Here is a 25,214-nt window from a genome sequence, read left to right as displayed (position 1 = left end):
AGAGCAACAGGACAAGGATTGTAAGGGCGACCGCCGGCAGAGTCCACGAGCCGGAACGTCGCGTATGGGTCTCGTAATCTCGAATTCAAACTGACACTTACCCCTTTCCGGGAGTGTCGGCGATCAGGCAGAACCCGACGGGAATGATGCGCCGGCCAGATTGCGTGCAAAGGCGGCTGCTTCGTGCGGGTTGACGTCGGCGGCGCGGATCAGATTGTCGAAATGCTGGGTCAGCGCCTGCACCGGCTGGGTGGCGTTCAGCACCACATACATGTCGCCGACATAGATGGCGGCGCGGTAGGGACCGAAGATGGTCAGCGGGATCGAGTAGCGCATGCGGCCGTCATAGAGAAACAGCCGGAAGGTCGGATAGAGATCGTCAAGCAGCGTCGCCATGTGGGCGAGCTGCTGCCGCCGGTCTGCCTCGGGAAAACGGTCCCAGACGCCGAGGCCGCGGGCAAAGATCTCCAGTGTGTGGCGCGGCATGCAGACCTCCATATCGGTCTCCGGGCGCCTGTTGTATTCTATGCGGTACTGCGTCTCGCTGGCCTGCGCCAGACGGCTGCGATTGGTGATGTTGGCCTCATAGTCGACCAGCTGGTGGGTGCGCAGAAGGTCGGGAATGCCGGCCGGCACATAGCGGATCTTGGTGCCCGCGGCTTCCGCGAACCATTTGGCCAGCAGCGTGCGGTCGAAACCGTCCGGCGCTTCCTCGATCTCCAGGCTTTCGCGGATTTCACCGGTGACGCCTTCGTCCTGGCTGAGGCCAAGCAGCCAGTCCAGCGAGATCTTGAATTCAGCGGCGATGTTGAGCAGCGTCTCTGCGCGCGGCAGGCGGGTCGAGGCGCCGGACATCAGTTGCGACAGCGCCGACCGGTCGATGCCGACTGCTGACGCGAAGGCCGACTGGTTGAGGTCGGACCGTGTCAGGAGCAGCTTCAGACGCTCCCGAAAGATGGCTGACAGATCCCGTTTGTCCACTGTTCGTTCCCTAGGCTATTTGAGGAAAAATTTGCGCCAGAGCCGTCGAATCAGCACTCCAGGCGTAAATGAATCCCTAAGGTTGTTTACAATGTGTAACATGTGCGGTCAAAAATGCGCAAATGCAACATTTTGTACACTTTGTCTCGTTGAGTGGAATCGCTTCTCCTGACATTATGCTGTCAGGAACCAATTGGGGTTCCGGCGACTGAGGGACAGTGGTCGATAGCATGGCAGGCAAGAGCATCAAGCGACGCAACGCAGCGGCCATCGAATGGCCGACCGTGGTTCTCGCTTTCTTCTGTTACGGGACGTGGCTTGCTGTCGGGCTCCTGCTTTGGCCCTCGTATCCGATCCCCGCCCTCATTCTCCTCGGTTTCATCCTGGCCTTGCAGTCGTCGATCATGCACGAAGTGCTGCATGGCCATCCGACACGCAACGCGCTGATCAATGAAGCCTTCGTCTTCCTGCCGATCGGCCTGGTCTGGCCGTTCCGTCGCTTCAAGACGCTTCATCTGCGCCACCACGCCGACGAGCGGCTGACCGACCCGCTCGACGATCCCGAGAGCTATTACCAGGCGCTGTGGATGCATGACGATCTGCCGCCGACGATGAAGTTCCTGCTCAAGATCAACAACACCATGGCCGGCCGGTTCTTCCTCGGCCCGTGGCTGTCCTGCATCGGTTTCTTCATCGACGACGCCAAGCATGTCATTGCCGGCGACAAGGCGATCCGCAAGGCATGGCTGCTGCATGCGATCGGCCTCGCCATCGTGCTGCCGGTCGTGCAGTTCGGCTTCGGCATCCCCGTATGGCTCTACATTCTGGCGCCGGTCTGGCTCGGCCAGTCGCTGATCGCCGTCCGCACTTTCGCCGAGCATCAGTGGTCCGAGCATCCGGAGGGGCGCACAGTGATCATCGAGCGCTCGCCGCTGTCGTACCTGTTCCTCAACAACAATCTGCATTTTGTCCACCACAAGACCCCGACGGTGGCCTGGTACAGACTGCCAAAACTGTTTCGCGACCGCCGCGACGAGTGGCTGCGGATGAACAACGGCTATGCCTATCCGAACTATTTCGCGCTGATCAAAGCCTACGCCTTCAAGGCCAAGGAGCCGATCGTGCACCCGGTGTTGCGGCGCCAGGCCGAGCCGGGCAGGGCGTTCAAGCCGCGCGTCAGGGCGCGTAGCATCAGCGGGCTTGGCAGCGCGCCGGTTCCCGCCGAGCCACCCAAGGAATAATTTCGGGCATCTGGGGACCCGTGTCGGCCAATTCTGATTGGACGCCGCGTTTTTGCGATCCTTTTTCCAGACATGATGATTGAGTGTCGGCATGAATGAATTGGTTGCGGCTTTGCCGATGTATGACTGGCCCGAAGTGCGCGACGAGGTCGACGCGCAATGGGCCGGGTTGCGGGAAGCCTTCCGAAAAAATGGCATCGATGCGCCGCAGGCCATCGTGCGCCGCAATGGCGACCTGCCGCCGGTGCCGGGCGGCATCCACGACGGCGAGGGCAGACTGATCGCGCCCGATCCGGCGACATTGCCGCCGAACGAACTCGACTATCACCAGTTGTGGCTGCATCCGGCGTTGCTGCTCGCGCAGACCTGCTGGGGGCCGATGGAGTTGGGCCTGTCCAGACAGGTGCAGGTGGTCGGACAGCCGAGCTACGACGCTTACGAGGGCGGTCAAGGCGAACTCTATTCGAGCGCATTGGTAATGCGGACAAGCGCGGGGCCGGAAGTTCGCTCGCCCGCCGATGGCAAAGCCTCGCTGCCGCTCGATCTCATGCGTGGCAAGCGCTTTACCTTCAACAATCTCGATTCGATGTCGGGCGTCATCGGATTGACGCGCGACCTGCAAGCCGCCGGCGAAAGTCTGGATATCTTTTCGTCGCGCAGCGAAAGTGGCGGCCATCGCAGCTCGATCGTCACAGTGGCCGAGGGCGAGGCGGATATCGCGGCAATCGACTGCGAGAGCTGGGCGCTGGCGCAGCGTTTCGAGCAGGCGGCGCGCGACGTCGCTGTTGTCGGTTGGACCGCACGGCGTAAAGGCCTGCCCTACATCACCGCCAGGACGACGCCGGAAAAGACGCTCAAGGCGCTGCGCGAGGCGCTTGCCGCACTAGCCGAGCAGCCTCGCATCCAACGGGTAGGTTGAAAGCTGCTCGTTGCCCGTCTCGGTGATCAGGATCTGCTCCTCGATCTTGACGCCCTCGTGTCCGCCAAGCCTGCCGATATAGCTTTCCACGCACAGCACCATGCCCGGCTCCAGCACGCCGTCGGGCGTGTCCGGCGTCCAGTCGCTGGCATGCGGCAGGGTCGGATATTCGTCGGCCAGCCCGACGCCGTGATAGAGCACGCCGTAGCGCGTCGGGAAGCAGTCTCCCGGCGGCACCGCGGAGCGTTCGACCAGGTCACGGAAGGAGATGCCGGGCTGCATCAGTTGCGTGTTGCGGGCGATCTGGTCGGCGGCGATGCGGAAGAGGTCGCGCTGCTCGTTCGACGGCCTGGCGTCGCCGCAAAGAAAGGTGCGTGAGAGATCGGCGCAGAAGCCGTAAGGGCCGACCAAATCGGTGTCGAAGGCGACGAGGTCGCCTTCCTCGATGACGCGTGATGAACATTCCTGGAACCACGGATTGGTCCGCGGCCCCGACGACAGCAGCCGGGTCTCGATCCATTCGCCGCCGCGCGCAATGTTGCCGCGGTGGAGTTCGGCCCATAGCTCGTTTTCGGAGATGCCCGGCTTCAACGCCGCTTCCATCTCGCCCATCGCAGCCTCGCAGGCGACGATGGCGCGGCGCATGGCGAGGATCTCGTCGGGCGATTTGATCAGCCGCGCATTTTCCATCACCGCCTCGCCATTGCCGATGGCAATGCCGAGCCGGGCGAGTTCCTCGACGCCTTCGGGATTGATGTGGTCGACGGCGATGCGGCTGTTGCCGCCACCATGTTCCCTGACCAGATCGGCGATGCCGGCGGCCCAGCGGCGGACTTTCTGTTCGGTCAGTTCGCCGCCATAGAGATACATCCACGACACTGCCGGCCGCACCTCGTCGACGACGCCGGAATGGTCGGACAGATGCTCGCAGGAGAAATAGTCGAACAGCACCACCGGTCCTTCGGCAGCGACGAAGCAGTGGCGGGTCGGGTTGTGCGCGACCCACAGCTGCATGTTGGTCGAATCGGTGGCGTAGCGGATGTTGACGGGGTCGTAGAGGAGGGCGCCGGCATAGTTTCGGCGCTTCAGCTCGGCGCGGATGCGCTCGAGCCGGTATTTGCGCATCGCGGCAAGGTCGGGTGCTGCGATGCCTGCGGCTTGCCATTCGGATTCAGCTTGCGCGCCATAGCCCAGCACATGCTGGTTCAGCGACGCCGCCTTCTGGCGCGAGGCGTCGCGCAAGGCCTCGACCGAGCCCGGTTCGAACGGCATGATCTTGCGGTGACGACCGAACCCTTGCTTCTCCACCCGAGGCCTCCCTGCCGATGCTATTGTGGTGCCGCGCCTGCTGCGGCCGCCACTTTCTTCAGCCGCGTGACTGTTACGGTGCGGGTGGGCGGGTCGCTGCCGAACAGCATGGGCACGGTCAGCTGTTGCGGCGGGCCATCCGCTGCGTAGCCGGCCTGATCCAGCAGTTTGAGGATAGTTTCGACCCCCACCCTGTCGTCTGCTGTGACGAACACCGCCGGCTCTTTCAGCAATTGGCCGAAGTCCGGCAATTCTCCATCGAGGACGACGAGATCGGGGTCGACCAGACGCAGATTTCCCAACCAGTGCCAGCTCGATACGGTGGTGCGTATCGGTCCGTTTGCCGTCAACTGGCTGTAGAGCGAATTGTAGTCCACACGCGCGATGCTGCCGCGGCTGTCGCCGCCATAAAGGTGCGTGTACCAGGTCAAGGGCAGCACCAGGATGGCAAGCGTTGCGCCGACAAAGACGATGATCTCCTGCCACTTCCGGCCCCTATCGCCCTTGATGTCCATGCGGAGGGCGAGTGCGACGGGCAGCAACACAAGGATGGGAAGCATCCAGCGATCGCGAAATTGCGTCGCGCCGCTCGCCAGGACGAGCACGACCGTCATACCAAGTGCAAAGCCGATCGTGCGCCACACCAGTTTCCCGGTCCATGGCGCCGGTTGCAGGGCCGGCGCTGGCTTGTTCCTCGCGATGAGAAAAGCTGCCGCGAATATCCCGGCCGGCAAAAGGGCGAAATTCAGCATAGCCTTGCCCAGCCCCCACACTCCGGAGAACGCGTTCAGGATCACGCTTTCCCTGGCCATGCCGAAACCGCCGGCGTGCGATAGGACCTGGTCGGTGTGAGTCAGGCTCCAGTAGAATGTCGGCAGGCAAAGCAGCACGGCCAGTGCCACGCTGAGCAGAAAGTTGCGGTGCAGGATCGCGCCGCGTGTTTCACGCAGCGACAGGGTGGACAGCACCAGCGCGCCGAGAAAAATCACATTGTTGTATTTCGACAGGATCGCGGCAGCGATAGCCACACCGAACAACACATAGGCGGTGAGCGATCGCCGCTGCACCAGTTCGACGAGCGCAAGAAACAGCACCACTGAAAAACAGAAGGCGGCAATCGAGTGGGTGAGGGCATGCTGCATCTCCCACACCATCTGCGGAAACAACAGCAGGCCGAACATAGCGGCGGCGCCAGCCCGGCTGGAATAGCCGAGACGGCGGACAGCGATGAAAGCCGACGCCAGCGCCACTCCGATCAGAAAGTACTTCACGATCTTGAGCGCGAGTATGTTCGTCCCGACCACGCCCGCGACGAGGCGGGCAAGCCACGTGTAGAGAGGCGGCTGCGAGCCGCCATAGCCGGCCCAGAGGTAGTGCATGTACATCAGCTGTTCGGAATCGTCGACGCCGACGCCGGTTCCGACGATGTGGGACAACAGCGCCATTACCACGATCTGGACGAGGCAATAGACCGCGAGACAGACAAGCGCGGCGTTGAAGGGACCGACTTTGCCTTCACACAGCCAGTCCGTCCATTTCTCTAGATACTGCAAGGGGATCGTCTTCTCATCGAGGAATGCCTGCGGCCAACTGCCGAAGGCCCCTTACACGATCTCGCAAACGCTGTCGCCTTTCAGGTCCGCATCTTCTCGCCGCTCGGATCGAAGGGCGCCTCGACATTGATGCGGGCGGAACGCCGGTGGCCGAGGATTTCGATCTCGAAAAGGCCAGCACTTTCGTCTTCGGCCAGCGCTGCCGGTACATAGCCTTGCGCCATCGATTTCTGCACGGAATGCGCATAGCCGCCCGATGTCACCCAGCCGACCACGCGCCAGTCACCGTCGACGATGCCGCGTACGGCCGAAGCCCCTTCCGCGGCTTTCGAACCGCGGACTTCCTTGCCCGCCTTGTCGAAACGCGGCGCGCCATAGCCATGCGGCTTTTCCACCGTGCCATAGTCCTTGCTGACCTTGGCCCAGATCGGCTCGTCGCCCATCACATCGGCATCGGCGGCATCGACGATGAAGGAGACACGGCGCAGTTTCGGTCCTTCCGCCTGTTCCTTGGCGGCGGCGTCGCGGCCAATGAAGTCGTTCTTCTCGAGCTTGATGAAGCGGTCCATCGAGCCTTCGAACGGCCCGTAGATCGGCCGCAGCTCGCGGTACCAGGTCGGGAAGTTCTTTTCCAGGCGCATCGACAGCAGAGCGCGCATGCCGAAATCGACCAGGCCGAACTCCTCGCCAGAGTCCTTGATCGCCTTGTAGACCAGGCGCTGATAGGCGGGCGCCATCCAGATTTCGTAGCCGAGATCGCCAGTATAGGTGATACGGTTGACCATGCAGGGCGCGCCGCCGACCGCCATTTCGCGGAAGTCCATGAAGCGGAACGCCTTGGTCGAGATGTCGACATCGACCAGCTTCTGCAAGAGGTCGCGCGATTTCGGCCCGGCGATCGAAAGACCCACCAACGTTTGGTCGAAGCGGTGGATGCGCACCGAACCGTCTTTCGGCAGGTGCTTCTCAAACCAGCGCATGTGGTATTTCTGCGCGGCCGACGAACCCCAGATCATGAAGCGGTCTTCACCGGCCTTGGCGATGGTGAAGTCGCCGATGAGCTTGCCGAATTCGTTGATCATCGGCGTCAGCACGATGCGGCCGATCTTCGGCATGCGGTTGGTCATCAGGCGGTTGAGGAAGTCCTCAGCTGTAGGTCCCGACACCTCGTATTTGGCGAAGTTGGCAATCTCGGTGACGCCGACGTTTTCGCGCGTGGCGCGAACTTCCTCACCGATAGGCCCGAAATCGTTGGAACGGTGGAAGGAGACGACGTCCTTCGGCTCCTTGCCCTTCGGCGCGAACCACAGTGGCGTTTCCAAACCCCAGCTGTCCCCCATGACAGCGTTGTTGGCGACCATGGTGTCGTAGAGCGGCGTGGTCTGCGCCGGGCGCGCTGCCGGCAGCTCTTCGTTGGGGAAGCGAATGGAGAAGCGGCGCGAATAGTTTTCGCGCACCTTTGCGTTGGTGTAGCGCAGGCCGGCCCACTCGCCGAAGCGGGCGACATCCATACCCCAGACGTCGAAGCCCGGATCGCCATGCACCATCCAGTTGGACAGTGCGAGGCCGACGCCGCCGCCCTGGCTGAAGCCGGCCATGACGGCGCAGGCGCACCAGAAATTGGTCAGGCCCTGCACCGGGCCGACCAGCGGGTTGCCGTCCAGCGCGAAGGTGAAGGGGCCGTTGATGATCTGCTTGATGCCGGCCTTTTCGATGCCGGGGAAATGCTTGAAGCCGATTTCCAGCGACGGCGCGATGCGGTCGAGATCCGGCGGCAGCAGTTCGTGGCCGAAATCCCACGGCGTGTTGACCGGCGACCACGGCTTGCAGGCCTTTTCATAGGTACCGAGCAGGATGCCGTTGCGCTCCTGGCGGGTGTAGATCTCGCCCTTGAAGTCGAGCACGCCGATCATTTCGCGGCCGGTCGACTTGTTGAATTCCTCGACCTCCGGCATCGGCTCGGTGAGCAGGTACATGTGCTCCATCGCCAGCACCGGCAGTTCGACGCCGACCATGCGGCCGATCTCGCGCGCCCACAGGCCGCCGCAATTGACGACATGCTCGGCGTGGACCGTGCCTTGTTCGGTGACGACATTCCAGGTGCCGTCCGGCTGCTGCGTCAGATCGACGACGCGGTTGCGCAGCAAGATCTCGGCACCGAGTTTCTTGGCTGCCTTGGAGTAAGCGATGGTGGTGCCGGAGGGGTCGAGATGGCCTTCGACCGGGTCCCACATGGCGCCGACGAAATTGGTCTCGTCCATCAGCGGGAACATCGCCTTGGCTTCGGAGGGCGTGATGAGTTCGGTGTCCATGCCGAGATAGCGGCCCTTGGCGTGGGCAAGGCGCAGAAAGTCCATGCGCTCGGGCGTATCGGCCATCATCACGCCGCCGGTCAAATGCAGCGAGCAGGACTGGCCGGAGATCTCCTCGATCTCCTTGTAGAGCTGCACAGTGTAGGCCTGCAGCTTGGCGACGTTGGGATCGCCGTTCAGTGTGTGGAAGCCGCCCGCAGCGTGCCAGGACGAGCCGGAGGTCAGCTCCGAGCGCTCGATCAGCATGATGTCGGTCCAGCCGGCCTTGGCCAGATGGTAGAGAACCGAGCAGCCGACGACGCCGCCGCCAATGACAACCGCTTTGACGTGAGATTTCATAAAGATGGGTCCGTTTCTGAAGAGATTGATTCGAGTGGGCGGGGCGTGAAAACAAAGCGCAGATCGGATGCAGTGATGTTTTCGGCCAGCCTGCCATCAAGCGCGGCAAGGATGGTTTCACAGACGGAAGTGCGATGTTTCAGGACGTCATGGCTCCAGACGCGCAGAATCGAATAGCCTTGCGCGCGCATGAAGTCGTCGCGGCGGCGGTCATAGGAACTGTCGGCGTGTTGGTGTCCGTCGACCTCAACGACAAGCCATTTTTCGCGGCAGGCGAAGTCTGCAAAGAAGGGGCCGATGGAGAGCTGGCGCGTAAAGCGATGGCCTCCAAGCTTGCGAGCCTTCAATTCCAGCCAAAGCAAGGCCTCCGCCTGGTTGCCAGCCTGCCTGAGATTCCGCGCTCGCTTCGTTGTCCCTATTTTTCGGCGGCTGCGGGTTTGATGAGCGCCTTCCCCCACTCCGTCGCCGCTTCGCGGCGCCACCTCTCCCCCCTCCGGAGGGAGAGGAAGGGAGCCAGCCTGCATAAGCTCACGCCCTTCCTCTCCCCCGTCGATCGGGGGAGAGGTGTCGAGCGCAGCTCGACGGAGTGGGGGTCGACCGTTCATCAAATCCATACGAATGATCAGTTCATCAAACCAACACAGATGATCAGAAATCGGTCGGCGCGCCGCCTTCGGACGTGCGCTTTTCGACAAAGTCGTTGAGCTCTTCGCGGATCGCCGGGTCCATATAGGGTTCCTCGTAGGACGCCAGCCGTTCCTTCCAGACCTTGTTGGCCTTTTCCAGCGCGGTCGGCGACCCGGCTTCGGCCCAGGTCTCGAAATTGCGCCAGTCGGAAAGGATGGGCGAATAGAAGGCGTTCTTGTACCGGTCCTGCGTGTGCTGGGTGCCGAAGAAATGGCCGCCTGGGCCGACAGACTGGATGGCGTCGAAGCCGAGCGCCTCGTCGGACAGGTCGAGCGGGGTTAGGAACTCCGCCACCATCTGCAACAGGTCGATGTCCAGGATGGTCTTCTCGTAGGAGCAGCGCAGGCCGCCTTCGAGCCAGCCGGCGCCGTGCATCATCAGATTGCCGCCGCCCTGGATGGCGCCCCACAGCGAAAACACGCTTTCATAGGCCGCCTGCGCGTCGACGGTGTTTGCGGCGCAGGTGTTGGAGGTGCGGTAGGGGATCTTGTAGCGGCGGGCAAGCTGGCCGCCGACCAGCTGTGCCTTCATGTATTCGGGCGTGCCGAAGGCCGGCGAGCCGGACTTCATGTCGACATTGGACGTGAAGCCGCCATAGCCGACCGGCGCTCCCTTGCGCACCATCTGAGCAAAGGCGATGCCGGACAGCGCCTCGGCATTCTGCTGCACCAGCGCGCCGGCGATGGTGACGGGCGCCATCGCGCCCGACAGCGTGAAGGGCGTGACGACGACGACCTGGCCCTTGCTCGACATCTGGATGATGCCTTCCATCATCGGCACGTCGAGCTTCAGCGGTGAGTTGGTGTTGATGATGGTGAAGACGGACGGCTCTTCGAGCATCTGCTCATGGCTGATGCCGCGCGCGATCCTGGCGATCTCGATGCCGTCGACATTGCGTTCCTTGCCGAGCGAATAGATGTGGAACACCTTGTCGGTCAGCGTGGCGAGGTCACGGATGCATTCGAGGTGGCGCACCGACGGATGGATGTCGGTCGGCTCGACCGGATAGCCGCCGGTGCAGTTCAGGATGTTGTGCATCTGCGCCAGGCGCAGGAAGTTTCGGTAGTCGGCCTGGTTGCCCGGGCGGCGGCCACGGTCGAGGTCGGAACAGTTGGGCGCCGAGGCCATCATCGACAGGATCACATTGTTGCCGCCGAAGCGCACATTGTGCGCCGGGTTGCGGGCATGCAGCGTGAACTCCGACGGGCAGTTCGAGACCAGTTCGAGGATCATGTCGCTGTCGAAGCGCACCCGCTCGCTGCCGGCGGTAACGTCAGCGCCATTTTCCTTCATGATGCGGCGGGCTTCGTCGTGCAGCACGTCGACGCCGATTTCCCTGAGCACGCGCAACGAGGCGAGATGGATCGATTCCAGCTCGTCGTCTGAGACCAGCTTGGTCGGCGTCAGCGGGTTTCTCAGCTGCCGGAAAGCCGGCTGTTCGAAGGCGGCCGAGCCGCCGGCGCGCTTGCCCGCACGGCCACCGCGACGGGCGCGGTCGGTTGCCAAAGGCGGTTCGGCTGGATGCAGGGCGGCGGTCATGATGGTCCTCGTACGATGCAGGTAGCGGGCGGCATAATGGACCGGCGGCTCTCCGGCCATTGCGGAGGCGGCGACCACTAGGACGAGGGAAGCGACATGCCGGAACGGCAGTTGGACAGCTGACAAGCCTGAGGGAATAGGCTGACAGGACGCGCCCACCACGACCCTTGGCGCAAGGGGATTTCGTCCGCGGCTCTTCCTTTCCCTGAATCGAACCGCTAGCTCAAGTGGTTTGCCGCTGGGCCGGCAATTCATTGGGAAGGCAGCATGGCCGCGACCGAATCGAGCGAGGGCGAAGCGGCAACGCAATGGGCGGCGCTGGCCGGCGTTACCGCCGCTCTTGCCATGTTCGGGGCCGCGCAAGGCTTGAGCTACCCGCTGTTCACGCTTTTGATGCAGCGGCAAGGCATGTCGCCGGCGTTAATCGGCCTGTCAGCCGCGATGATGCCGGTCGGCCTCATCCTGTCGGCTTCCTTCGTGCCGGCGGCCGTGCGGCTGTTCGGCGCGCGCAACCTCGCCGTCGGCTGTTCGCTGATCGGGGCGCTGTGCTTTCTGGGGATCGGCTACCTGCAGGACTGGGTGGCCTGGTTCGTCATCCGCTTTCTTGTCGGCGTGGTCATCAACCCGCTCTATGTGCTTGGGGAAGTGTGGGCGCTGTCGCTGGCGCCGCCGTCGCGGCGCGGTCGGGTCATGGGGGTGTTCAACGCGCTGATGGGCGCCGGCTATGCGGCCGGGCCGCTGATCCTGATCACTGTCGGCGCCTCGGGATGGCCGCCCTTCATTGCCGCGATAGCAGGCTTTGGGCTCTGCGCGCTGATCCTGCGCGCCGTGTCGTCGAAGCTGACCGGTTTCGAGGATGACGGCCAGCCGGCCAGCGGCCTTTTCGGCTTTGCCGGGCTGGCGCCGGCGCTGCTTCTGGCGGTGCTGGTGTCGGCGGCGGTGCAGCAGAGCACCTATGCGCTGATCCCTGTGTTCGGCACTGGCTACGCGCTTCCCGAGGCAAAGCTCGCGGCGCTGGTGACGGCGCTGTCGGCCGGCAATATCCTGTTGCAGATTCCGCTCGGGCTGATGGCCGAACGTTTCGGCGGCCGGGCGATGATCGTGTTTTGCGCGTTGGCGACAGCGGCGTGCGCGCTGTCGCTTCCGATGCTGATCACCACGCCGCTGGTCTGGCCGGTGCTGGTGGTCATGGGCGCGGTCGGCTACGGCGTCTACACCATGGCGCTGGTCGAACTTGGCAGCCGCTTCAAGGGAACGGTGCTGGTCGCCGGCAACGCCGCTTTCGCGCTGATGTGGGGCGCGGGCGGCATTGTCGGCCCGCCCGGCGCCGGTGCGTTGATGCAGCTCATCGGTCCGCTCGGCCTGCCCGTTGTGATCGCCAGCCTTGACGCGCTGCTGGTGAGCTTTGCGCTCTACCGCTCCGCCAGCCGTAAAAACTCATAACGGGCTGAGCAGCGGCGGGGAGGGTTTACCTTGACGTCACCATCTTGAATAAAACGGCCTGCGACGCGATGTAGGCAGGGCCGCCAGACAAAAAGCTTGGAGACCATGCGTGACCCAATCGACGACAAAACGCCAGACCGAGGCCGCTGCGGACGATAATTTCCTCTGGCTGGAAGATCGGACCAGCAAGGAATCGCTCGGCTGGGTCCACCGTCAGAACGAGTTGACGGTCGGCGAACTGCAAGGCGACCCGTCCTACCAGGCGGCGTTCGAGACCGCGCTCGACCTGATGACGGCCGAAGACAACATCGCGGTCGGTGCGGCGCTCAACGGCCATGTCTATAATTTCTGGCAGGACAAGACCAATGTGCTCGGCCTCTGGCGCCGCACGACGGTCGCCTCTTACAAGACGGAGAAGCCGGATTGGGAGACGATCATCGACTTCGACGTGCTGTCGGCCAAGGAGGGCGTGAAGTGGGTGTTCAGCGGCGCCAGCCGCCTCTACCCCGATTTCAACCTCTGCCTGGTCGCGATGTCGCCGGATGGTGGCGATGCCAGCGAGATGCGCGAATTCGACATCGGAACCAAATCCTTCGTCGAGGGCGGTTTCCGCGCTCCCGCCTCGAAATCCGGCTTTTCCTGGCTGGACAAGGACACTGTCCTTGTCTCGGCCGCCTTCGAGGAAGACGACAAGACCCAGTCCGGCTATCCGCGCATCGTCAAGCTGTGGAAGCGCGGCACCCGGTTGGAGGATGCGACGCCGATCTTCGAGGCGGAGAAGCAGGATCTCGCGGCCGGTGCAGGCGTCGAGCATGATAGCGGCAAGCAGTATCTGTTTCTGGCCCGCACGCTTGCTTTCTTTTCCTCGCACAGTTTTCTGCGCCTGCCATCGGGCGAAAACCGGCGCATCCCATTGCCGGACGATGTCACCGACAGTGCTCTGTTCAAGGGCCGGTTTGTATTCGGCGTGCGCACCCCGTGGACGGCGCCGGACGGCACTGAATGCTTGCCAGACGGCCTCTATTCCCTGGATTTCGAACGCTGGATCGACACCGGCGACTTGGGCCCTGTCGAAACCATGCTCGAGCCGGCGCATCGCGTGTCGATCGCCGGCATTGCCCGCACGCAGGACCGGCTGTTCATCAACCTGATGGACAATGTGCGCGGTAAGGTCATCGTCGCCGAACGCACCGGCGAACGTTGGTCGCTGAAGCCGGTGGCGCTGCCTGAAAACGGCAATGTCGGCATTGCGCATGCCGAGCATTTCGGCGCCAGCGTCTCCTTCTCCTTCACCGATTTCCTGACGCCGAGCTCGATCATCTGGTCGGACGACGACGGCAAGACGCTGGAGACCGTAAAATCGCAGCCGGCACGTTTCGATGCCGCGCCGCTGATTTCCGAACAGTTCGAGGCGCGCTCGAAGGACGGCACAATGATCCCGTATTTCGTCGTCAGGCGACGCGACCAAAGGGGTCCGGTGCCGACGCTGCTTTACGGCTATGGCGGCTTCGAAATACCGCTGCTGCCCGGTTATGCCGGCGTGCGCGGCAGGCTGTGGCTGGAAAAGGGCAATGCCTATGTCCAGGCCTGCATCCGCGGCGGCGGCGAGTTCGGGCCGGCCTGGCATCAGGCGGCACTGAAGGGCAATCGTCAGACTGCCTTCGACGATTTCGCCGCGGTGGCCGAAGATATCGTCAGGCGCGGCATCGCCACGGCAGGCTCGCTCGGCATCCAGGGCGGTTCGAATGGTGGTCTGCTGACCGGCGTTTCCCTGACGCAGCACCCAGAGCTGTTCGGCGCGGTCATCATCGAGGTGCCGTTGCTCGACATGCTGCGCTACACCGAACTGCCGCCCGGCGCCTCGTGGATGGCCGAATATGGCGATCCGTCAAAGCCGGAAGACGCCAAATGGCTGGGGGCTTACTCGCCCTATCAGCACGTCTCGGCCGATGCAGCCTATCCGCCGGTGCTGCTGACGACATCGACTGCCGACGACCGCGTCCATCCCGGCCATGCCCGCAAGATGGCGGCGCGGCTGCAGGAAGCCGGGCACGACAGGACCTTGTTCTTCGAGGAAACCGAGGGCGGCCATGGTGGGCGCGGCGACCGCCGGCCACAGGCCGCGCAAACCGCAATGAAGTATGTCTTCCTGCAGCGGGCGTTGTCCGCCAAGGCCTAGGCCCCCTCGTGGGCCAAGCAAAGGGTGGTTCACCTCGACCAGCCTTTGCTCTAAGGTGCGGCCATGGCTCTCGTCAGGACTTTGGTCAGCCCATTTGGGGTCAGCGCCTTTGGGGCTCGCGTATTTCGGGTCGCGGTGACACCGTCACCGCGCACGTTGCGTGCCGAGCTTTTACGGCTGTGCGCCCGCATTGGCTATTCACCGCCTGCCGTCCTCTGACGAATTCGCCCCGGCATCGCCGGAATGATTTCAGAGGAAAGATTCCAGACATGACCTATCAGAATTATTCGCTGAAGCAGCTTCAGCAGATCGACTCCGCGCATCATCTGCATCCCTTCACCGACCACAAGGAATTGCGCGAGGCCGGCTCGCGCATCATAACCCACGCCAACGGCCCGTTCATCTACGATGCCGACGGCACCGAGATCCTCGACGGCATGGCCGGGCTGTGGTGCGTCAATGTCGGCTATGGCCGCGACGAGCTGGCCGATGCGGCTTATGCGCAGATGAAGGAATTGCCCTACTACAACTCCTTCTTCAAATGCTCGACCCCGACGCCGGTGCTGTTGTCGAAGAAGTTGGCGGAGCTGGCGCCTAAGCATGTCAGCCAGGTGTTTTACGGCTCCTCCGGTTCGGAGGCGAACGATACGGCACTCAGGCTTGTCCGCCATTTCTGGGCGCTGGAAGGCAAGCCGGAGAAGAACCGCATCATCTCGCGCAAGTCGGCCTATCACGGCTCGACCGTCGCCGGCACGTCGCTCGGCGGCATGGATCTGATGCACAAGCAGCTCGGCGGCGCGGTGCCCAACATCGTCCATGTGATGATGCCCTATGCCTATGAGCTGGCGCTGCCCGGCGAAAGCGACCATGAATTCGGCCTGCGCGCGGCCAAGGCGGTCGAGGACGCCATCCTCGAAGCCGGCGCCGACAAGGTCGCGGCCTTCATCGGCGAGCCGGTGATGGGCGCGGGCGGGGTAAAAATTCCGCCGATGAGCTACTGGCCGGAAGTGCAGCACATTTGCCGCAAGTATGATGTGCTGCTGATGCTGGACGAGGTGATCACCGGCTATGGCCGCACCGGCGAATGGTTTGCGGCGCAGACCTTCGGCATCGAGCCCGATACCATCACCACCGCCAAGGCGCTGACCTCGGGCTACCAGCCGCTTTCGGCGCTGCTGGTCGGCGACCGCATCGCGGCGACGCTGGTCGAGAAGGGCGGCGAATTCTATCACGGCTATACCTATTCGGGTCACCCGGTGGCCTGCGCGGTGGCGCTGAAGAACATCGAGATCATGGAGCGCGAAGGCCTGGTCGACCGGGTCAAGAACGACACGGGACCTTACTTCGCCCAGGCACTGCAGGAGCGTATCGCCGGCCATGAGCTGGTCGGCGAGGTGCGTTCGATCGGGCTGATGGGGGCGATCGAGATCGTCAAGGACAAGGCGACCAAGGAGCGCTTCCTGCCGGCGGGCAGTGCCGCCGTCACCGTGCGCGACCATGCGATCGCCCAAGGCATGATGCTGCGCGCCACCGGCGACACGATGATCCTGTCGCCGCCGCTGGTCTGGACCCGCGAGACGATCGACATGGCTTGCGACCGCATCGCCAGGGCGCTGGATCTGGCGCAAGCGGATCTGCGCAAGAAGTAGGCGAAAACAATCGCCGGGCGCCCTGCGATCCGGGCGCCCGGCCTCAAATGCAACTTGCGTGGTGAATAAGAGGGAACGAATAGCCCTCGTCGCGCGTAGTGTTGCGGGACCGGCCAAGACCGGCTGCATTGGGGTTGGCATTTTCATGACAAAGACAGGTAAGAGCCGGCGGGTGCTGGAAGCGGCAGCGATCGGCCAGGATTTGATGCTGGCGCCGCTGGTGGCGATGATGCGCCTGCCGCTGATGGCAGCAGACGCACAGAGCGGCCGGGGCTGGAGCCCTGAAACCGCACGCGCGGTGCAGGAAAAGGCAACGGCGGTGGCCGAAGGCGCGTTTGCCGCGCAAATGGCGCTGCTGCAATCGACGGCGCGCTTCTGGCCGGAGGTTTTTTCCGGCCGCACGCCGTCGCTGTTCAATGGCATAGCCGTGGAACGGTCGATCAGTGCGGCGCTGAAGCCTGCCAGCCGCGCGGTGAGAGCGAATTTCCGCCGGCTGTCGTCAAAGGGCTCATGACGGCTTGAGGGTGAAGCGAAAACCGATTCCGGTTTTCGGGGCCATAGGCTAAAACCCGCTGAGGCATATTTGCCGATGGGGGACATGATGGCCGTACAACCGCTCAACCAGCCCGCTGAAATTCCGCCGGAACTCAACCGTTGGAACTGGGGCGCTTTTTTCCTCAACTGGATCTGGGGCATCGCCAACAACACGTTCATCGCGCTGCTGATGTTCGTGCCGCTGGTCAACATCGTCATGCTCTTCGTGCTGGGCGCCAAGGGCAGCCGCTGGGCGTGGCAGAATGTGTCCTGGCGCGATGCCGAGCATTTTCGAAGAGTGCAACGCAACTGGGCGATCGCCGGCTTCAGCCTATTCGTAGTCTCGCTTCTCAGTATCGCCGCCGTGATCGTCCTCGTTCCTCGCATGATAAAGAACAGCGACGCATACCGGCTGACCATGGAGACGGTGCGCGCCGATGACCGCGTGAAGGCCGCGCTGGGTGAGGATATTGACGCTGGTTACTGGGTGGTCGGCAGCGTCCAGGTCGTCGGAGACGGCTCGGGCGACGCCCAGCTCAGCGTTCCCGTCCATGGCAGCCATGGATGGGGCTGGGTGATGTCGCATGCCGTGCGCAGCGCGGGAAAATGGAACCTGCGCCTGCTTGTCGTCATGGCCGGAGGGGCGCCGATCGTGCTGGTTGACGAGGATCACATCGGCAGTCCAGGGGCGGCAACCAAAATATAATCGGACGACGCAGCAATAGTTCCTAGAAACGCAAAAACCGCGTCCCATCGGGAACGCGGCTTTGCCAGATACGCATGGCGTTTCGCCAACAAAACACTTGCGAAACTTACGGGCTCCGGTACGCGAGACCTGATCCGGAGCGCCGGGCGGATGCGATATGTCCGCCTCGCTGTCCGTTGTATAGGCACATCGTTACCGCCGGGTTATCGAGAGCTTAAGCAAATCTAAATTTGCAATTTTTCCGCGCGATAAAAATCGAGAAAACCGCTGCAAAATTCGAAACTTATAGAGAATTGCCGCGAAGGAAATTTATGATGCCGGAGAAATCGGCGCCGCCATTTCCCTGGGCGTTGAACAGCGCATAGAGCTGGGCTGCTTCGGCCCCCATCGGCGTCACCGCGCCGGCACTTTGCGCGGCTTCCTGCGACAGTTTCAGGTCCTTCAGCATCAGTGCCGCGGCAAAGCCCGGTTTGTAGTCTCTGTTGGCCGGCGATGCCGGCACCGGGCCGGGCACCGGGCAGTATGTGGTCAGCGACCAGCACTGGCCCGACGAGGTCGAGGCGACATCGAACAGCGCCTGATGCGAGAGGCCGAGCTTTTCAGCCAGCACGAAGGCCTCGGCGACGCCGATCATCGAAATGCCGAGCATCATGTTGTTGCAGATTTTTGCCGCCTGGCCGGCGCCGTCGTCGCCGCAATGGACGATGCGGCCTGCCATCGGCTTCAGGATCGGTTCGGCCTTCGCGAAGGCGTCCTTCGTGCCGCCGGCCATGAAGGTCAGCGTGCCGGCGGCAGCCCCGCCGGTGCCGCCGGAGACAGGGGCGTCGATCGAATGCAGTCCGTGCTTCCTGGCGACGGCATGGGCCTTGCGGGCTGATTCTACGTCGATGGTCGAGGAATCGATGAACAGAGCGCCCGGCTTGGCCTTGGGAGCGATGTCCTCATAGACGGAGAGCACATGCTTGCCGGCAGGCAGCATGGTGATGACGACGTCGGCGTCTTTCACCGCAGCAACGGCATTAGCCATCACCGTCACGCCATGTTCACGGGCGACGGTGAGGTTTTCCGGCATAAGGTCGAAACCATTCACCGCATGTCCTGCCTTGACGAGATTGGCAGCCATCGGATTGCCCATATTACCGAGGCCGATGAAGGCAATGGTGGTCATAGCGGTGCTCCATGATTTGGCTAAGGCAGTAGGCAGTAGGCAGTAGGCAGTAGGCAGTAGGCAGTAGGCAGTAGGCAGTAGGCAGTAGGCAGTAGGCAGTAGGGGTGACCTATTCGGGTGCGAGTTTGAGAATAAGTTGGCGAAGCATCTTTCCGATGGCCTCGGCCGCCAGAAGCAGGTGCTCAGCTTGGTCATGCGTGGCAATGCCAATGCGTTGAGCGATTTGGAGGTGTGTCTCGAACTCCTTCAGCGAGCCTTGGGCTATCCTGAGAAATTGCTGATAGGAGCCTCGGTTGTCTCGGCCATAGCCTTCCGCGATGTTTGCAGGGATAGAGGTTGCTGAGCGGCGGATTTGGCTGGTCAGCCCATACAGCTCCTCTTTTGGCCATTTCTTGGTCAGAGAGTAGGTGGCGACGGCCAGATCCATCGCTTGCTGCCATACGATAAGATCCTTGTACGAATTGATCTTGCCGGTCATCCTTTGCCTACTGCCTACTGCCTACTGCCTACTGCCTACCGGCCGATCAAGGCCCGCGCGATGATCACCCGCATGATCTCGTTGGTGCCTTCGAGGATCTGGTGGACGCGCAGGTCGCGCACCAGCTTTTCGATGCCGTAATCGTGCAGATAACCGTAGCCGCCATGCAGTTGCAGTGCCTCGTTGGCGACGTTGAAGCCGATATCGGTGACGAAGCGCTTGGCCATCGCCGACCATTTGCCGGCATCCGGCGCCTTGCGGTCGAGCTTCGAGGCGGCGGCATAGAGGAAAATGCGCGCCGCCTGCAGCTCGGTCTCCATGTCGGCCAACCTGAACTGCAGTGCCTGGAACTGGTTGATCTTGGAACCGAAGGCCTTGCGCTCTCCGGTATAGGAGAGCGCCTTGTCGAGCGCCGATTGCGCGCCGCCGAGCGAGCAGGCGGCTATGTTGAGGCGGCCGCCGTCGAGACCGGCCATGGCGATGCCGAAACCGGCGCCTTCGCCCGACAGCAGGCTTGCCGCCGGCACCTTGCAGTCCTCGAAGATGACCTGGCGGGTCGACTGCATGTGCCAGCCCATCTTGTGCTCATTGGCGCCGAAGGAGAGCCCGGGCGCGTCCTTGGGCACGACGAAGGTGGAAATGCCCTTGGGACCGTTAGCGCCGGTGCGCGCCATCACGACATAGAGGTCGCTGTCGCCGGCGCCGGAAATGAACTGCTTGGCGCCGTTCAGCATATAGTCGTCGCCGCTCTTCACCGCGCGCGTCTTCAGCGCTGCGGCGTCGGAGCCCGAGCCCGGCTCGGTCAGGCAATAGCTCGCCAGCCATTCCATCGAGGTCAGCTTCGGCAGGAAGCGCTGGCGCTGTTCGTCGCTGCCGAAGCGGTCGATCATCGAGGCCACCATATTGTGGATCGAGATGAAGGAGGAGAATGCCGGATCGGCATGCGCCAGCGCTTCGAAGATCAGCACGGCATCGAGCCGGCCGAGTGCCGAACCGCCGACATCCTCCCGGACATAGATGCCGCCGAGGCCGAGCGGGCCGGTCTCCCGGATCACATCGGCGGGAAAGTGCTTTGCCCGGTCCCATTCGAGTGCATTGGGCGCGACGCGATCGGCGGCGAAGGCCTGCGCCATCTCCTGGATGGCGCGCTGTTCCTCGTTGAGTTCGAACTGGCTGGTGCTCGCATCGACCGCGGCGTCCATGGCGTGCTCCCTGTGTTTCCCCAACTGGGGGTTGGCTTGCTGGCCTGTTGTTTTTGGCTTTGCGCGCCGCCCAATCTAGACCAATGATGCCGCCGCGCAACCCGGCCTGCTGCGCAGCGGCTGTGCATGAATGGATCAACGGAGCATTGCGTGCCGACAGATTTCGATGAGCTGCTTGACCGCTTCCATGCCTATCTCCGGGGCGTGGACGACGCGCTGGTGCGGGACGCTGTCGCCCGAATCGACTGGACTATGCCGGCGCGTGCACTCGAACCGCATCCGCTGGCTGGCGTTGACCAACTCGACCGCATTGGCGAACTGGCGCCGCCGGATGCACAGCCGCTGGTGCGGCTATTGGCGCAGCGCCGCAACGATCTGCGCTGGGGGCAGACCTACAATGCGGTGGATTTCGGCGCCGCGTTTCTGCAGAAGTATGGCTGGCTGGAGGTCTTTGGCCTGCGCGGTCATTTCACCAATGACGAGGTCGCGGCCGGCCTGCTGATCCTCGGACCCGATATCACCTATCCCGACCATCATCATATTGCCGAGGAGATCTATATTCCGCTGACCGGCGGCACCGAGTGGCGCATGGGCGAGGGCGCCTTTCACGTCCGGCGGGCGGGCGAGGTGATCCATCACGCCTCCAATGTCAGCCACGCCATGCGCACCGGCAGCGAGCCGCTGCTGGCGCTCTACATCTGGCGTGGCGGGCCGCTGGCGCAGAAGTCTACCATTCCCGGCGCGCAGGGCAGGGGCTGAGCCATGGCCAAAGCGATCATGCTGCAAGGCACGGGCTCGGATGTCGGCAAGACCGTGCTGGTGGCGGGGCTTTGCCGCGCCGCGAAGAAGCGCGGGCTGAAGGTGCGGCCGTTCAAGCCGCAGAACATGTCGAACAATGCCGCCGTCGCCGACATTCCCGGCGATGTCAGCGCCGGCGGCGGCGAGATTGGCCGTGGGCAATGGCTGCAAGCGCTGGCCTGTGGTGTTCAGCCGACGGTGCATATGAATCCGGTGCTGCTCAAACCCCAGAGCGACATCGGTTCGCAGGTGATCGTGCAGGGCAAGGTGTTCGGCGAGGCGCGGGCGCGCGACTACCAGACGATGAAAGCAGGGCTGATGGACGCAGTGCTGGACTCCTGGGGCAAGGTCGGCGAGGGCGCCGATCTGGTCATCGTCGAGGGTGCCGGCTCGCCGGCCGAGATCAATCTGAGAAGCCGTGACATCGCCAATATGGGCTTTGCCACGCGCGCCAATGTGCCGGTGATCCTGGTCGGCGACATCGACCGCGGCGGCGTCATCGCTTCGGTCGCCGGCACGCATCTGATCCTGCCGGAAGAAGACCGCCGCATGATCGTCGGCTACCTCATCAACAAGTTCCGCGGCGATGTCTCGCTGTTCGACGATGGCATCCGGTCGATCGAAAAATTCACCGGTTGGCGCTGCTTTGGCGTCGTGCCGTGGCTGAAGGCGGCGGCTCGATTGCCGTCGGAGGATTCGGTCGTGCTCGAACGTCTCGCCTCCGGCGAGAAACGGCCGCTGAAGGTAGCGGTGCCGATGCTTGGCCGCATCGCCAATTTCGACGACCTCGACCCGCTCAAGGCCGAACCGCAGGTCGAGGTGGTGTTCGTGCCGCCGGGACAGCGCCTGCCGGAGGATGCCGGGCTGGTGGTCATTCCCGGCTCGAAATCGACGATCGGCGATCTCATAAAGTTCCGCGAGAATGGCTGGGATCGCGATCTCGCTGCCCACCGCAAGCGGGGTGGCCATGTCGTCGGTATTTGCGGCGGCTTCCAGATGCTTGGCCGCATGGTGCGTGACCCCGACGGCATTGAAGGCAGCGTCACCGAGGCTGAGGGCCTTGGCCTGCTCGACATAGAGACGGTGATGGAACCGGAAAAGACGGTGCGCAATGTCAGCGCCCGCTCGGTGCCGTTCGGTCTGCCGCTCGAGGGCTACGAAATCCATCTCGGCCACACCACCGGGCCGGACATGGCGCGGCCGTCCGCCGTCATCAACGGTGCCGATGACGGCGCCATCTCGGCCGACGGCAAGGTTTTTGGCACCTATCTACATGGCTTGTTTTCCGCCGACGCCTTCCGGGCCAGATTCCTGGAAAGCCTCGGCGTTAAAGGCGGCGGCATCGATTATCGCGCCGAGGTGGAAAAGGCGCTGGACGACATCGCAGTCGAACTGGAGCGGCATCTCGACTGCGATGCGATTTTTGGGCTGGCCAGGTAGATTCCGTCGGCGAACCATACACCTCTGCGATTAGCGACGCGGCGCAGACCCGAGGATCCATGCCGCGACTTCTGTGCGATGCTACGGTGCAGAACCGGCTCTGGTTAGCGCGACCTTCATTCTGGGCCGCTGCGTTCTTCGGCGGCCGTCACGGCATGGATCCTAGGGTTTCCGCTACGTCGCTTCGCGACTGCTCCACCCTAGGATGACGAAGTTGAGAGGCTGCCGGCCAATTGCGAACCGGCAGCGCTGCTTCATCCCTTTTCCCCCGCCTTCGGCCAATACGTCCCGAACGACCAGACATTGCCTTCCGGGTCGCGGCAGATGAACTCTCGGCTGCCATAGTCGCGATCGGTCAGCTCCTGGATGATGGTGGCGCCGGCCTTTTTGGCCCGGGCATGAGCGGCGTCGGCATCGTCGACGGCAACATAGATCGACTTGCCGCCGCCCGAGCCCGGTTCGCCGACCATCTTGCCGTAGTCGTCGCTGCGCGCGGTGCCGAGCATGATCATCGAGGAGCCGAACACCAGCTCGGCATGGTGCACGATGTCGCCTTCGCCATAGCGGGCGCGCACTTCGAAGCCGAAGGCCTCGCACAGCCAGTCGATCATTTTTCCTGCATTCTTGTAGCGCAGCGCGGGGTAGAGCCGGGGTGCTTCATTGGTGGCTGGCATGAAAATCTCCTTCAATCGGGTTGGTCGATAACCCACTCTGTTCGAAGGCCGCTTGCCCGTCTTGAAGAAATGTTACCTCAGCGCCGTTGGCGGATCGCCGGCGAGTTGGCGAAACTCGCGCACCAGATGCGCCTGGTCGGCATAGCCGCAATCGGCTGCGATATCGGCCCAGTCGCTTTGGTCCTGCCGCGACAGGCCGAGCGCCCGGTTGAAGCGGACGATGCGCGACAGCGTCTTGGGTCCGATGCCGGTCGCATCGGAGAATTTGCCGGCGAGATGTTTGCGGCTCCAGCCCAGTTTCTCGGCGATGGAGGAAATGCGGGTGCGGCCGCCTGAGATAACGATGCGGTCGTAGGCCCAGGTGATTTCAGGCGATGTATCGGCGGCATGCCCGAGACGGGTGGCGACGAAGGTTTCGGCAAGGTCGAAACGCGCCGCCCAATCCGGTGCGTTGCCAAGCCTTTCGCGCAGCGCCATGCCCTCCGCGCCAAGCACATCGTCGAGCACGACCATGCTGTCGGTCAGCTCGCTCATCGGCAGGCCGAAGAAGCGGCGGGCGCCGAGCGGGGTGAAGTTGATCTGCACGCAGCAGCAGGCGCCGAAGGATTCGATCATCACCGGGCCGGCAAACAGGCCGGCGGCGAAGCTGGCGAAACGGTCATTGTCGCCGGGAGCCTTGCCGAGGCCGATGGCGAACGGCTCGGCGAAGCTGATCACCAGCGGCACGGTCAGCGAGGCATATTCGATGTTGCGGAAATGGCCGACTGCTGTTTCGCGATAGCCGCAAATGTCGGACACGATGCCCACGAGCGCGGGCGGTGGAGACCGCCGGCGCATCTCGAACCGCCCGGCGATGGAGCGGTCCTGTTCCTTGCGGCGCTGCATCTCGATCGGCATCGGCGATCCCTTTGGAGATCAAATCTAGCAGACGCCCAATCCCGAATCAAAACGGGGCCGAAAGCAAAAGCGCCCGGCTTTTGGCCGGGCGCTTCGGTTACCTGAGAGCTGGATGCTCAGGCGCCACGCATCATGCAGCCGGCGGCAAGCACGATGTAGGCGATGAGCATAATCCAGACCGGTGCCAAGGGAATAAACGCAAGAACGCCAAGCGCGGCGAGAACGCCGATGATGGCGATAACAAGGGAAATAATGAAAATAAGCTGAGTGGGTGCACTAAGATTCATGTGTGGTCCCTCCAACATGATTCGTACGACCACATTCTATCAGGCGTGGGGCTCATACACCAATTAGCTGGCGCAACGGGTTGGCCGGGTCGGCCAGCAGCTTGATCGCCAGCGCCAGGCAGATGATCACCAGCAGCGGCTTGATCAGCCGGGCGCCGATGCGGATGGCAAGGCTGGCGCCGAGACGCGCGCCGAGGAACTGGGCGACGCCCATCATCAGGCCGATCTTCCAGTAGACGACGCCGGCGACGGCAAAGACGATGAAGCCGCCGATGTTGGAGGCGAAGTTGAGCAGCTTGGTGTGCGCCGTCGCCTTCAGCACGCCAAAGCCGGCGAGGCTGACGAAGGCCAGCATGTAGAAGGAGCCGGCGCCCGGCCCGAACAGGCCGTCATAGAAGCCGACCAAGGGGGCGACGGTCAGTCCGAACAGGAAGGGCGACAGGCGCTCGGCGCGGTCGACATCGTTCATATTGGGCTTCACGGCGAAGTAGATCGCGATGGCGATCAACAGCAGCGGCAGCAGCGCCCGCAAGAGATCGCCGGGCACGAAGGCCGCCAGCAAGGCGCCGACGGCGCTGCCGGCAAGAGCGAGCAGGGCTGACGGAAGCTGCCGGCGCAGATCGACATGGCCATTCATGGCGTAGTGGATGGTCGCCGAGCCGGTGCCGAAAATGCCTTGCAGCTTGTTGGTTCCAAGTGCCGCGGCCGGCGGGAAACCGGCAAGCAGCAGGGTCGGAATGGTGATCAGGCCGCCGCCGCCGGCTATCGAATCGACAAAGCCGGCTGCAAAGGCAGCGACGGCGAGCATGACAATGGTCTGGGTAGCGAGGTCGATCATCGGGATTTTCTGAGCATTCCGAAGGGGGAGGTGGCGCCGCGC

The 25,214-nt window shown here is 63.1% G+C and carries 22 protein-coding genes; 9 read left to right on the top strand and 13 right to left on the bottom strand.

The window, feature by feature from the left end; all coding sequences use genetic code 11:
- Positions 1-123 precede the first annotated feature (123 nt).
- Entirely contained in the window at positions 124-981 is an 858-nt protein-coding gene (locus tag AC1DYC_RS09145; RefSeq protein WP_477405614.1) for a helix-turn-helix domain-containing protein, read from the bottom strand.
- 230 nt (positions 982-1,211) lie between these two features.
- Between AC1DYC_RS09145 and AC1DYC_RS09140 the strand changes: the two genes are divergently transcribed.
- Entirely contained in the window at positions 1,212-2,222 is a 1,011-nt protein-coding gene (locus AC1DYC_RS09140) for a fatty acid desaturase (RefSeq protein WP_477405612.1), read from the top strand.
- A 91-nt stretch (positions 2,223-2,313) separates the two neighbouring features.
- Positions 2,314-3,141, top strand: coding sequence for a phosphate/phosphite/phosphonate ABC transporter substrate-binding protein (locus AC1DYC_RS09135; protein ID WP_477405610.1), 828 nt, complete (start codon positions 2,314-2,316; stop codon positions 3,139-3,141).
- On the opposite strand, the gene AC1DYC_RS09130 is transcribed toward AC1DYC_RS09135, so the two are convergent.
- From AC1DYC_RS09130 to AC1DYC_RS09110, 5 genes are all read right to left on the bottom strand, one after another.
- On the bottom strand, positions 3,106-4,413 hold the full coding sequence (locus AC1DYC_RS09130; RefSeq protein ID WP_477408225.1) for a M24 family metallopeptidase: 1,308 nt from the start codon (positions 4,411-4,413) through the stop codon (positions 3,106-3,108). The two genes, AC1DYC_RS09135 and AC1DYC_RS09130, sit on opposite strands and share 36 nt — an antisense overlap.
- Before the next feature lie 56 nt (positions 4,414-4,469).
- Positions 4,470-6,002, bottom strand: a complete 1,533-nt coding sequence (locus AC1DYC_RS09125; RefSeq protein WP_477405608.1) for an ArnT family glycosyltransferase — start codon at positions 6,000-6,002, stop codon at positions 4,470-4,472.
- An 80-nt stretch (positions 6,003-6,082) separates the two neighbouring features.
- Positions 6,083-8,653, bottom strand: a complete 2,571-nt coding sequence (locus tag AC1DYC_RS09120; protein ID WP_477405606.1) for a GcvT family protein — start codon at positions 8,651-8,653, stop codon at positions 6,083-6,085.
- Positions 8,650-9,135, bottom strand: a complete 486-nt coding sequence (locus AC1DYC_RS09115) for an endonuclease domain-containing protein (RefSeq protein ID WP_477405604.1) — start codon at positions 9,133-9,135, stop codon at positions 8,650-8,652. Before AC1DYC_RS09115 ends, AC1DYC_RS09120 begins: the two co-directional genes overlap by 4 nt.
- 166 nt (positions 9,136-9,301) lie before the next feature.
- Positions 9,302-10,879, bottom strand: a complete 1,578-nt coding sequence (locus AC1DYC_RS09110; RefSeq protein ID WP_477405602.1) for a trimethylamine methyltransferase family protein — start codon at positions 10,877-10,879, stop codon at positions 9,302-9,304.
- 267 nt (positions 10,880-11,146) lie between these two features.
- Between AC1DYC_RS09110 and AC1DYC_RS09105 the strand changes: the two genes are divergently transcribed.
- From AC1DYC_RS09105 to AC1DYC_RS09085, 5 genes are all read left to right on the top strand, one after another.
- Positions 11,147-12,322, top strand: coding sequence for an MFS transporter (locus AC1DYC_RS09105; RefSeq protein WP_477405600.1), 1,176 nt, complete (start codon positions 11,147-11,149; stop codon positions 12,320-12,322).
- Between the two features lie 109 nt (positions 12,323-12,431).
- Positions 12,432-14,501, top strand: a complete 2,070-nt coding sequence (locus AC1DYC_RS09100) for a prolyl oligopeptidase family serine peptidase (protein ID WP_477405598.1) — start codon at positions 12,432-12,434, stop codon at positions 14,499-14,501.
- A 269-nt stretch (positions 14,502-14,770) separates the two neighbouring features.
- The gene (locus AC1DYC_RS09095; RefSeq protein WP_477405596.1) at positions 14,771-16,150 is read left to right on the top strand and encodes an aspartate aminotransferase family protein; all 1,380 of its coding nucleotides are present in this window, start codon (positions 14,771-14,773) and stop codon (positions 16,148-16,150) included.
- A 145-nt stretch (positions 16,151-16,295) separates the two neighbouring features.
- Positions 16,296-16,664 carry a hypothetical protein gene (locus AC1DYC_RS09090; protein ID WP_477405594.1) on the top strand — a complete coding sequence of 123 codons (369 nt, stop codon included), beginning with the start codon at positions 16,296-16,298 and terminating at the stop codon, positions 16,662-16,664.
- Between the two features lie 84 nt (positions 16,665-16,748).
- Entirely contained in the window at positions 16,749-17,390 is a 642-nt protein-coding gene (locus AC1DYC_RS09085; RefSeq protein ID WP_477405592.1) for a cytochrome c oxidase assembly factor Coa1 family protein, read from the top strand.
- A 283-nt stretch (positions 17,391-17,673) separates the two neighbouring features.
- Here the strand turns inward: AC1DYC_RS09085 and mmsB are convergent, their stop codons facing one another.
- The 3 genes from mmsB to AC1DYC_RS09070 all read right to left on the bottom strand — a co-directional run bounded on the left by mmsB (position 17,674) and on the right by AC1DYC_RS09070 (position 20,238).
- Complete coding sequence (gene mmsB / locus AC1DYC_RS09080) at positions 17,674-18,558, bottom strand: 3-hydroxyisobutyrate dehydrogenase (protein WP_477405590.1); 885 nt, start codon at positions 18,556-18,558, stop codon at positions 17,674-17,676.
- Positions 18,559-18,667: 109 nt separating this feature from the next.
- Positions 18,668-19,036: a four helix bundle protein gene (locus AC1DYC_RS09075; RefSeq protein ID WP_477405588.1), complete on the bottom strand. Its 369-nt coding sequence runs from the start codon at positions 19,034-19,036 to the stop codon at positions 18,668-18,670.
- Positions 19,037-19,071: 35 nt separating this feature from the next.
- Positions 19,072-20,238: an isobutyryl-CoA dehydrogenase gene (locus AC1DYC_RS09070; protein WP_477405586.1), complete on the bottom strand. Its 1,167-nt coding sequence runs from the start codon at positions 20,236-20,238 to the stop codon at positions 19,072-19,074.
- A gap of 150 nt (positions 20,239-20,388) precedes the next feature.
- Here AC1DYC_RS09070 and AC1DYC_RS09065 point away from each other — a divergent pair, with 150 nt between their 5' ends.
- Together AC1DYC_RS09065 and AC1DYC_RS09060 are read left to right on the top strand one after the other, a co-directional pair.
- Positions 20,389-20,997 carry a dimethylsulfonioproprionate lyase family protein gene (locus AC1DYC_RS09065; RefSeq protein WP_477405584.1) on the top strand — a complete coding sequence of 203 codons (609 nt, stop codon included), beginning with the start codon at positions 20,389-20,391 and terminating at the stop codon, positions 20,995-20,997.
- Positions 20,998-21,000: 3 nt separating this feature from the next.
- Entirely contained in the window at positions 21,001-22,476 is a 1,476-nt protein-coding gene (locus AC1DYC_RS09060; RefSeq protein WP_477405582.1) for a cobyric acid synthase, read from the top strand.
- Between the two features lie 254 nt (positions 22,477-22,730).
- Here the strand turns inward: AC1DYC_RS09060 and AC1DYC_RS09055 are convergent, their stop codons facing one another.
- From AC1DYC_RS09055 to AC1DYC_RS09040, 4 genes are all read right to left on the bottom strand, one after another.
- Positions 22,731-23,150, bottom strand: a complete 420-nt coding sequence (locus AC1DYC_RS09055) for a VOC family protein (RefSeq protein WP_477405580.1) — start codon at positions 23,148-23,150, stop codon at positions 22,731-22,733.
- Positions 23,151-23,222: 72 nt separating this feature from the next.
- Positions 23,223-24,047: a helix-turn-helix domain-containing protein gene (locus AC1DYC_RS09050; protein WP_477405578.1), complete on the bottom strand. Its 825-nt coding sequence runs from the start codon at positions 24,045-24,047 to the stop codon at positions 23,223-23,225.
- Between the two features lie 116 nt (positions 24,048-24,163).
- Positions 24,164-24,334 (bottom strand): hypothetical protein, encoded by a 171-nt coding sequence (locus AC1DYC_RS09045; RefSeq protein ID WP_477405576.1) that lies wholly within the window; start codon positions 24,332-24,334, stop codon positions 24,164-24,166.
- 52 nt (positions 24,335-24,386) lie between these two features.
- Positions 24,387-25,172 carry a TSUP family transporter gene (locus tag AC1DYC_RS09040; protein WP_477405574.1) on the bottom strand — a complete coding sequence of 262 codons (786 nt, stop codon included), beginning with the start codon at positions 25,170-25,172 and terminating at the stop codon, positions 24,387-24,389.
- Positions 25,173-25,214 lie beyond the last annotated feature (42 nt).

This window comes from Mesorhizobium sp. P2_E7, assembly GCF_056403855.1.
This window is presented reverse-complemented; position numbering and strand designations above follow the sequence as displayed.

Coding starts and splice junctions, on each gene's coding strand:
- AC1DYC_RS09085 (WP_477405592.1), top strand. CDS start 16,749: ATGATGGCCGTACAACCGCTCAACCAGCCCGCTGAAATTCCGCCGGAA.
- AC1DYC_RS09110 (WP_477405602.1), bottom strand. CDS start 10,879: ATGACCGCCGCCCTGCATCCAGCCGAACCGCCTTTGGCAACCGACCGC.
- AC1DYC_RS09135 (WP_477405610.1), top strand. CDS start 2,314: ATGAATGAATTGGTTGCGGCTTTGCCGATGTATGACTGGCCCGAAGTG.
- AC1DYC_RS09130 (WP_477408225.1), bottom strand. CDS start 4,413: ATGCCGTTCGAACCGGGCTCGGTCGAGGCCTTGCGCGACGCCTCGCGC.
- AC1DYC_RS09095 (WP_477405596.1), top strand. CDS start 14,771: ATGACCTATCAGAATTATTCGCTGAAGCAGCTTCAGCAGATCGACTCC.
- AC1DYC_RS09050 (WP_477405578.1), bottom strand. CDS start 24,047: ATGCCGATCGAGATGCAGCGCCGCAAGGAACAGGACCGCTCCATCGCC.
- AC1DYC_RS09055 (WP_477405580.1), bottom strand. CDS start 23,150: ATGCCAGCCACCAATGAAGCACCCCGGCTCTACCCCGCGCTGCGCTAC.
- AC1DYC_RS09120 (WP_477405606.1), bottom strand. CDS start 8,653: ATGAAATCTCACGTCAAAGCGGTTGTCATTGGCGGCGGCGTCGTCGGC.
- AC1DYC_RS09140 (WP_477405612.1), top strand. CDS start 1,212: ATGGCAGGCAAGAGCATCAAGCGACGCAACGCAGCGGCCATCGAATGG.
- AC1DYC_RS09070 (WP_477405586.1), bottom strand. CDS start 20,238: ATGGACGCCGCGGTCGATGCGAGCACCAGCCAGTTCGAACTCAACGAG.
- AC1DYC_RS09090 (WP_477405594.1), top strand. CDS start 16,296: ATGACAAAGACAGGTAAGAGCCGGCGGGTGCTGGAAGCGGCAGCGATC.
- AC1DYC_RS09040 (WP_477405574.1), bottom strand. CDS start 25,172: ATGATCGACCTCGCTACCCAGACCATTGTCATGCTCGCCGTCGCTGCC.
- AC1DYC_RS09075 (WP_477405588.1), bottom strand. CDS start 19,036: ATGACCGGCAAGATCAATTCGTACAAGGATCTTATCGTATGGCAGCAA.
- mmsB (WP_477405590.1), bottom strand. CDS start 18,558: ATGACCACCATTGCCTTCATCGGCCTCGGTAATATGGGCAATCCGATG.
- AC1DYC_RS09045 (WP_477405576.1), bottom strand. CDS start 24,334: ATGAATCTTAGTGCACCCACTCAGCTTATTTTCATTATTTCCCTTGTT.
- AC1DYC_RS09105 (WP_477405600.1), top strand. CDS start 11,147: ATGGCCGCGACCGAATCGAGCGAGGGCGAAGCGGCAACGCAATGGGCG.
- AC1DYC_RS09060 (WP_477405582.1), top strand. CDS start 21,001: ATGGCCAAAGCGATCATGCTGCAAGGCACGGGCTCGGATGTCGGCAAG.